Annotated in this window: 6 protein-coding genes and 2 pseudogenes; 4 read left to right on the forward strand and 4 right to left on the reverse strand. The window is 42.2% G+C overall.

What is annotated here, in order from left to right; translation table 11 throughout:
* The 4 genes and pseudogenes from PGQ38_RS16400 to PGQ38_RS20185 form a co-directional block, all read right to left on the reverse strand.
* The coding region (locus PGQ38_RS16400) for a LytR/AlgR family response regulator transcription factor (RefSeq protein ID WP_187565645.1) at nucleotides 1-786 on the reverse strand (786 nt) is incomplete at its 3' end.
* Nucleotides 787-798: 12 nt separating this feature from the next.
* Entirely contained in the window at nucleotides 799-1,419 is a 621-nt protein-coding gene (locus PGQ38_RS16405) for a response regulator transcription factor (protein ID WP_118578750.1), read from the reverse strand.
* Between the two features lie 97 nt (nucleotides 1,420-1,516).
* Nucleotides 1,517-2,623 (reverse strand): sensor histidine kinase, encoded by a 1,107-nt coding sequence (locus PGQ38_RS16410; RefSeq protein WP_207758531.1) that lies wholly within the window; start codon nucleotides 2,621-2,623, stop codon nucleotides 1,517-1,519.
* A 275-nt stretch (nucleotides 2,624-2,898) separates the two neighbouring features.
* Nucleotides 2,899-3,045: pseudogene (locus PGQ38_RS20185) on the reverse strand (DUF6783 domain-containing protein).
* Here PGQ38_RS20185 and PGQ38_RS20190 point away from each other — a divergent pair.
* From PGQ38_RS20190 to PGQ38_RS16425, 4 genes and pseudogenes are all read left to right on the forward strand, one after another.
* Nucleotides 2,983-3,189, forward strand: a pseudogene (locus PGQ38_RS20190) (DUF6783 domain-containing protein); the annotation flags it as partial. The pseudogenes PGQ38_RS20185 and PGQ38_RS20190 sit on opposite strands and share 63 nt — an antisense overlap.
* On the forward strand, nucleotides 3,137-4,066 hold the full coding sequence (locus PGQ38_RS16415; RefSeq protein WP_187565659.1) for an ABC transporter ATP-binding protein: 930 nt from the start codon (nucleotides 3,137-3,139) through the stop codon (nucleotides 4,064-4,066). The pseudogene PGQ38_RS20190 and the gene PGQ38_RS16415, both read left to right, overlap by 53 nt.
* Before the next feature lie 11 nt (nucleotides 4,067-4,077).
* Entirely contained in the window at nucleotides 4,078-5,202 is a 1,125-nt protein-coding gene (locus PGQ38_RS16420) for an ABC transporter permease (protein WP_204454420.1), read from the forward strand.
* A complete protein-coding gene (locus PGQ38_RS16425) occupies nucleotides 5,189-6,337 on the forward strand; it encodes an ABC transporter permease (protein ID WP_204454418.1) in 1,149 nt (382 codons plus the stop codon). The genes PGQ38_RS16420 and PGQ38_RS16425 overlap by 14 nt, the downstream gene beginning before the upstream one ends.
* Nucleotides 6,338-6,561: the final 224 nt, after the last annotated feature.

Consider the following 6,561-nt stretch of genomic DNA (forward strand, 5'->3'; position numbering starts at 1 on the left):
ACGGGCTGCAATTATTTTTTGCAGCGTCTTTTTTACTGCCGTATACTTTTTTTCCGGAACTGGAAGTTCCCGTCCTCCTGTTACAGTCATTTTAAATCTGCGGATAGAATGGACATGTGCCGGGTTTACCATGTAACTCTCGTGGCACTTCAGAAACAGGTTCCCATAACGTTTTTCCAGAGTTTTCAGGCTTTCTGTAGACTCAAACTCCTGATCCAGAGTATGGATCACCGTATGATTGCCGAGACTTTCCACATAGATCACACGGGACCAGTTCAGATAAAGAATGGACTTATCAATTCCTTTCACGTAAATCCGCTCTGATCTGGTCTCTCCTGTAAGGACAAACTTACGATAATTCTCATCATAATGTACCGGATAAATACCATCCCTCTCATCATACTGAATTGCATTTGAAATAAAGATCACACGTATCTTCGGCACACCTTTTTGCTCCACCCAGGTAAACTGCATACGCTGATTTACCCGGCTTGCACTGTTGTCCGGCCAGATCGTATCTACCAGCATAAAAGTCATGATCTCTGCCACCGTACTGCTTGTAGTGGCAAGCGGCAGCACCGTCAGATTATTCAAAGAAAACTTCAGTTCGTGTTTCTCAGCGTGAAAAGCATCTACCAGATTTTTTCTTCCGCGGATCACCTGCTTGTCTGCAGGTCCTATCCAAAGAACATCCTCATGACAAGAGTTCAAAAAAGGCTCTATCTCATTGTTATAATATAAATTCAAAAGCTCTGCTGTCCGGTCTCCAATTTTCTGTATGTTCATCTTCTGTCGCTCCTATTTATGCTGGTAATAAAAAACTGCCACCTGTGTACGGTCACGCAGCTGCAGTTTTTCCAGAATCATGCTCAGATAATTCCGCACGGTTCCTTCACTCAGGAAAAGCTCTGCCGCAATCTCCTTATTGCTGTATCCATTTGCGATGAGCTCTATCATCTCAAATTCTCTCTCATTAATGTCATATTTTCCATAATCAAACTTCTTTTCTCCCTGTAAAAGGTCTGGAATCCTGGAAACTATTTCTGTCCCAAATACTGTCTGCCCACAGTAAACCGCCCGAAGTGCAGGCAGAATACTGCCATAATCCTGTTTCAGAAGATATCCCTTTGCACCAAGTCGCAAGGCTTTTACTATATATTCGTCATCGGAAAAAGTGGTAAGAAGCAGAATATTTGCCTTTGGATGCCTGGACAAAATACTCCGGGATGCTTCCAGACCGTCCATTTTCTCCATTCGAATATCCATAAGAAGCACATCCGGCTCATACCTTTCATAAAGCTCACAGGCCTCTTTTCCGTCTGCTCCAGTCGCTAACACTTCCACATCCTCATTCACTTCCAGAATGGTTTTCAAAGCACCCGCCACCAGGCAGTCATCGTCTACAATTATTATTTTCATTTCTTACTCCTGCTTTTCTTTCATTTCCGGAACACATTCAAAAAATATTTTTCATAATCTGTATGCCCGCTTTACTGTATCTTTATCGGAATCCACCTCAACCACATTTGGGTATTGTAATAAAAATCCGGAATCCCTTATCCGTAAAAATCTGCAAGGTTCCACCCAGGGCATTTACCCTTTCTTTCATATTTGCAATTCCAATACCGGATTTTTCCGGATCATAAAAAGCATCTGTCCCATTATCCTCTATACAAAGCTGGTACAGTCCCGGATGCTCCCGAAGGATCAGCTGCACCTTCGTGGCGTTGCTGTGCTTCATAATATTTGCGAAGGCCTCTTTGGTAATACTGATAAAACAATATTTCACTTCCCTTGGAACCTCTCTTGTCATATCATAAACCATCTGCACCGGGCAAAATGTAAACTCACGAACCAGGCTCTTTTCCACTTCTTCTAAATTTACTGCTTCGTCGTGAAGGTCATGGACACTATTTCTGATGCTGTTCATGGCATGGTTCAGGGAATCCTCCAGATTTTTTAGCATGGCGGTCATCCCGGGATCTTTATTTATGGTCTTTGCAGCCCCTACCATAAGGATTGAACGTGAAAGTACATGTCCCACATTATCGTGGATTTCCCTGGCAATCCGGTTTCGTTCCTTTAAGGTAGCATTATAGATCTCATAATCCTGTTTTTCCTGCAAAGCTTTATTTTTCTGGGACAAAAGCAGGCTTCGCTCCTTGGAATCATCCTGGGTCCTTCGCAGCTCCTCTTCCAGAATCTGACTCTTTGCGGTATTTCTCTCCATAAAAAACGCCAGTAAAAATCCAAATACACCGGTCATTGCAAAAAGGCCCATGTTTTCCCTGCTTTCAGGTATTTTCCAGAGAAAAAACAGCACTGCTACTGCTGCCAGCCCCCTCATTTTTTCATGAAAAAGCAGATAAAAAAGACATGGATAAAAGATAAAGATCTCTGGAACAGCCAGTCCCAGAAATCCGAACAAAATGCAAAGGATTAGCTGCAATGCCTTCTTTCTCACCGCATATCCACAACAGATCACACTTACACAGCTCAAAAAAGCGATCAGAAAACCCGCCCCTGGCGGCAGAAAAAAAAGTGACAGAAAGCTATAAAATACCAGCAATCCACAGTCCAAAAAGTACCCCACTCTGCCACCTTCTTTCTCATTTTTCTCCAAATACTGCTGTTCACTCCGTAACCGGTAATTATCAAATATTTAACCTGTTTTTTTACAAATATATCTTACAGACATTTCTCTCATTATAGTATAACTGACCTTGCGCTGTAAAGAAGGTTCTGCGCTTTATGACATTACGGTTTACTAGTACATCGAATATTAAGTTTTGATGTATTAGTAATGTTCCGCGAAGTGTTTTTGTGAATGAAGCAAACTGTAATTTTATGACATTTGTCATGTGAAGGCCGTGACATCTGGCACTTGGCGATTTTCCCTTATTCCTTTATACTAAAGTGTGTTTGAAAAAGCATTCCTGCAATCTGCATGCTCCACTTTGCGGTATATTTCGCCCGAATTCAGTTGCCGTAGCCCGCTACGGCGCTCTCATCCGGGCAAAATCTCTCACAAATTGTGACGTACATCTTGCCGAAATCCTTTTTCAAACACGCTCTAAACTTATGATACAGCTACTATACGGGGAAAACCCGAAGGAGGAAAATCGTGTCCACAAACATTGTTCAAATAGAAAATCTGGTAAAAAGATATGGGGACCTGGTGGCACTTGACCACCTAAATCTGAGTATTTCGGAAGGAGAGGTTTTTGGTCTTCTTGGTCCCAACGGCTCCGGAAAGACTACAGCTATCAATTGTATGCTTTCTCTTCTTAAATACAACAAAGGCAGCATTCATATTTTCGGAGAAGAAATGCGTCCTGACAATTACAAAGTAAAACAGCAGATTGGAATCGTGCTGCAGAATGTGGCTGTTTTTGACGAACTGACTGTCTATGAAAACATTGATTATTTCTGTGGGCTTTATGTCCCGGATAAGAGGAAAAGAAAAGAACTGGTGGAAGAAGCCATTACCTTTACCGATCTTAACGATTACCGGAAAATGCGTCCAAAGAAGCTCTCAGGCGGTCTTCTCCGCCGACTGAATATTGCCTGCGGAATTGCTCATAAGCCTCGTCTGATCATTATGGATGAGCCAACGGTAGCCGTTGATCCCCAGAGCCGGAACAAAATCCTGGAAGGCATTCAGAAGCTGAATGAACAGGGTTCCACCATCATTTACACTTCCCATTATATGGAAGAAGTGGAGCAGATCTGTACACGGATCGCAATTATGGATCACGGTCATGTAATTGCCTCCGGCACCAAAGAGGAGCTGAAAAAAATGATCAAAACCGGCGAGACCATTACTATTGAGGCCATTCCTCTTACCTCGGAGAATCTGGCTGACATCCGGGCTCTTCCACACGTATTTGACCTGCATTACGAGGAACAGATTCTCACTGTACGGTGCACAGGTGCCCGTCACAACCTGATCCGGCTTCTCAATTACCTGCAGAGCCAGGATATTTCCTTTGGTCAGGTTTCCTCTGAGCTGCCTACTTTAAATGACGTATTTCTGGAAATCACAGGGAAACAGCTGCGAGATTAAGGAGGACTACCATGCTGCATTTGATCAAATATAACCTTCTGGTAAAGCTGAAAAACTTTGCAACCACTTTCTGGCCTCTTATTTTTCCAATTCTTCTTGGAACTATGTTCTATTTTGCTTTTGGAAATATTGATGATGCTGATTTCGAGACTGTACAGGTTGGAATTGTAAAAGAGGACGGCGCTGACACATTGTTTCTTATGTTTCTGGATCAAATTGAAAACAACGGAAATCATCTGATTGCTGCTCAGGAATTATCTGAATCCGCTGCACTTACCAAACTGGAAAATGAAGAAATTTCCGGTATTTATCAGGTGGGAAGCTCCCCTTCCCTTACAGTGGCTTCCAACGGAATCCCCCAGAGCATCCTTCAGTCCATTTTGTCCGGCTACGAAACCGGAAAAAGTACCATCCGCAATATAGTCCGCACACATCCATCCGGTCTGTGGGACGGAATCCAGCAGATGCTAAATCAACAGGAAACACTTACTGAAGTTTCACTTGGCGGACAGACTATTAACGGAAGTGCACAGTTTTTCTATGCATTGATTGCAATGACCTGCCTCTATGGCTGTTTTATCGGATTTGGCTCTGCCATAACTCTTCAGGCCAATCTTACAGCACTTGCCGCACGACGCTGCGTCACTCCAACGCATAAACTGAAGCTGATTCTTTCAGAACAGATTGCTTCTTTTTTGCTTGGCTATTTCGATGTGATCGTGTTACTGATCTATCTTCGCTATATTTTAAAGCTGGATTTTCAGGGAAAAATCGGGCCCATGCTGCTTATTTCTTTTTTCGGATCCCTGATCGGGGTTTCTATTGGAATTTTTGTAGGTAGTCTTGGAAAAATGAAAGAAGGGGGAAAGATTGGTATTATTCTTGGTTTTTCCATGGTCTGCAGCTTTTTATCAGGACTTATGAACAATACCATGAAGGATCTGGTAGAAAAAAATATGCCTGTTATTAACCGGATCAACCCGGCAGCACTTATTTCTGATGCTTTTTACTGCATCAATGTATATGACGATATGAGTCGCTATTACCGCAACCTGTTCACTCTTGCAGTGATGAGCGTAATATTAATGACTGCTTCGTTTTTACTGATCCGGAGGGAAAGCTATGATAGTATTTAACTGTTATATGAAAATTTTAAGACAAAATATGAAGCTGGTCATTATATACCTGGGTATTTTCTTTTCCGTAGCTCTGGTCATGCAGATGGCCGCTGGAAAAAGTGAAGACAGCCTTTATGCAAATACCAGCATTGATATTGGAGTGGTAAAGGAAGATCAAAGCGTTCTGGCTCAGGGATTTGTGGATTATCTTAACACGATTCACAATGTAATTCCTATGAAAAATAATCCAGAAGTTCTTCAGGAAAATCTCTTTTACCGTAATGTGGAATATATTGTGCAAATTCCAGCTGACTTTTACGAGGCTTGCATTCAAGGAAGTCAGCCACTGAAGGTCACCAAGGTTCCAGGATCCTACAGCTCCTATTATGTTGACCAGCAGATCAGCAGTTATATCAGTACCATCCGGACTTATATTGCTGCCGGTTTTTCCCAGGAGGAAGCCGTTCAGGCAGTAAAAACCGAAGTTCATAAACCGGTCACCAAGATTTCCTCTGATTCTGCAAGCAGTGATCTGGTTCCTTACACTTATTATTTTCGTTATATTCCTTATCTTTTTCTGGGAGCTCTTTGCTATACCATGGGATATATTCTTATGGCTTTCAAAAAGGGAGATATTCAGAAACGGATGGAAGCTTCCGCTATTTCAGTGAGACGTCAGTCCCTGGAAGGATTGCTGGCAATGGGGGTAATTGGTGCTTTCTTGTGGCTTCTTGGTATCCTGGGGGTAGTGCTGATGTATGGAAATACCTTTTGGGATTCTGAACTTCGTGGCTATTATATTGCAAATACATTGCTTATGTTAGTAGTTTCACTGTCACTCTCTTACCTGATTGGAATGTTTATTCCAAACAGCAATATTTTAAGCGGCGTAGCCAATATTGTTTCTCTTTCCATGTGCTTCCTCTGTGGCGTCTTCGTCCCTATGGATGTGATGGACAAATCGGTTCTGAAAGTCGCCCAGTTTCTGCCAGTATACTGGTATGAACAGGTAAATGAAATTCTAAGCCGGCATCATTCCCTGACACCGGAGCTTCTTGGAAAGGTGCAGATCAGTATGGGAATTGAGGTGTTGTTTGCCGCCACGTTTGTGTGTCTGATTCTGGTAGTTTCAAGGTATCGAAAAGAGGGGTAATGCCCCTCTTTTCTGCACATGATTCTACTATTTTAGCAATAAATCAATAGAAATGAATTAAAAACAAATCAAACAGGTCATATCTTTTTAGAAACTAGGAATCATTCCTAGTTGACATCATAGGTGACATCGTTAGAAAATCCCACAAAATGAAAAACGCCGGAAACCCAGTAAAATCAAGGCTTCCGACGCTTAAGAAAACAGGGGATGAGAGAATCGAACTC

The organism is Blautia faecis (assembly GCF_027662325.1).
GTDB lineage: Bacteria > Bacillota > Clostridia > Lachnospirales > Lachnospiraceae > Blautia_A > Blautia_A faecis.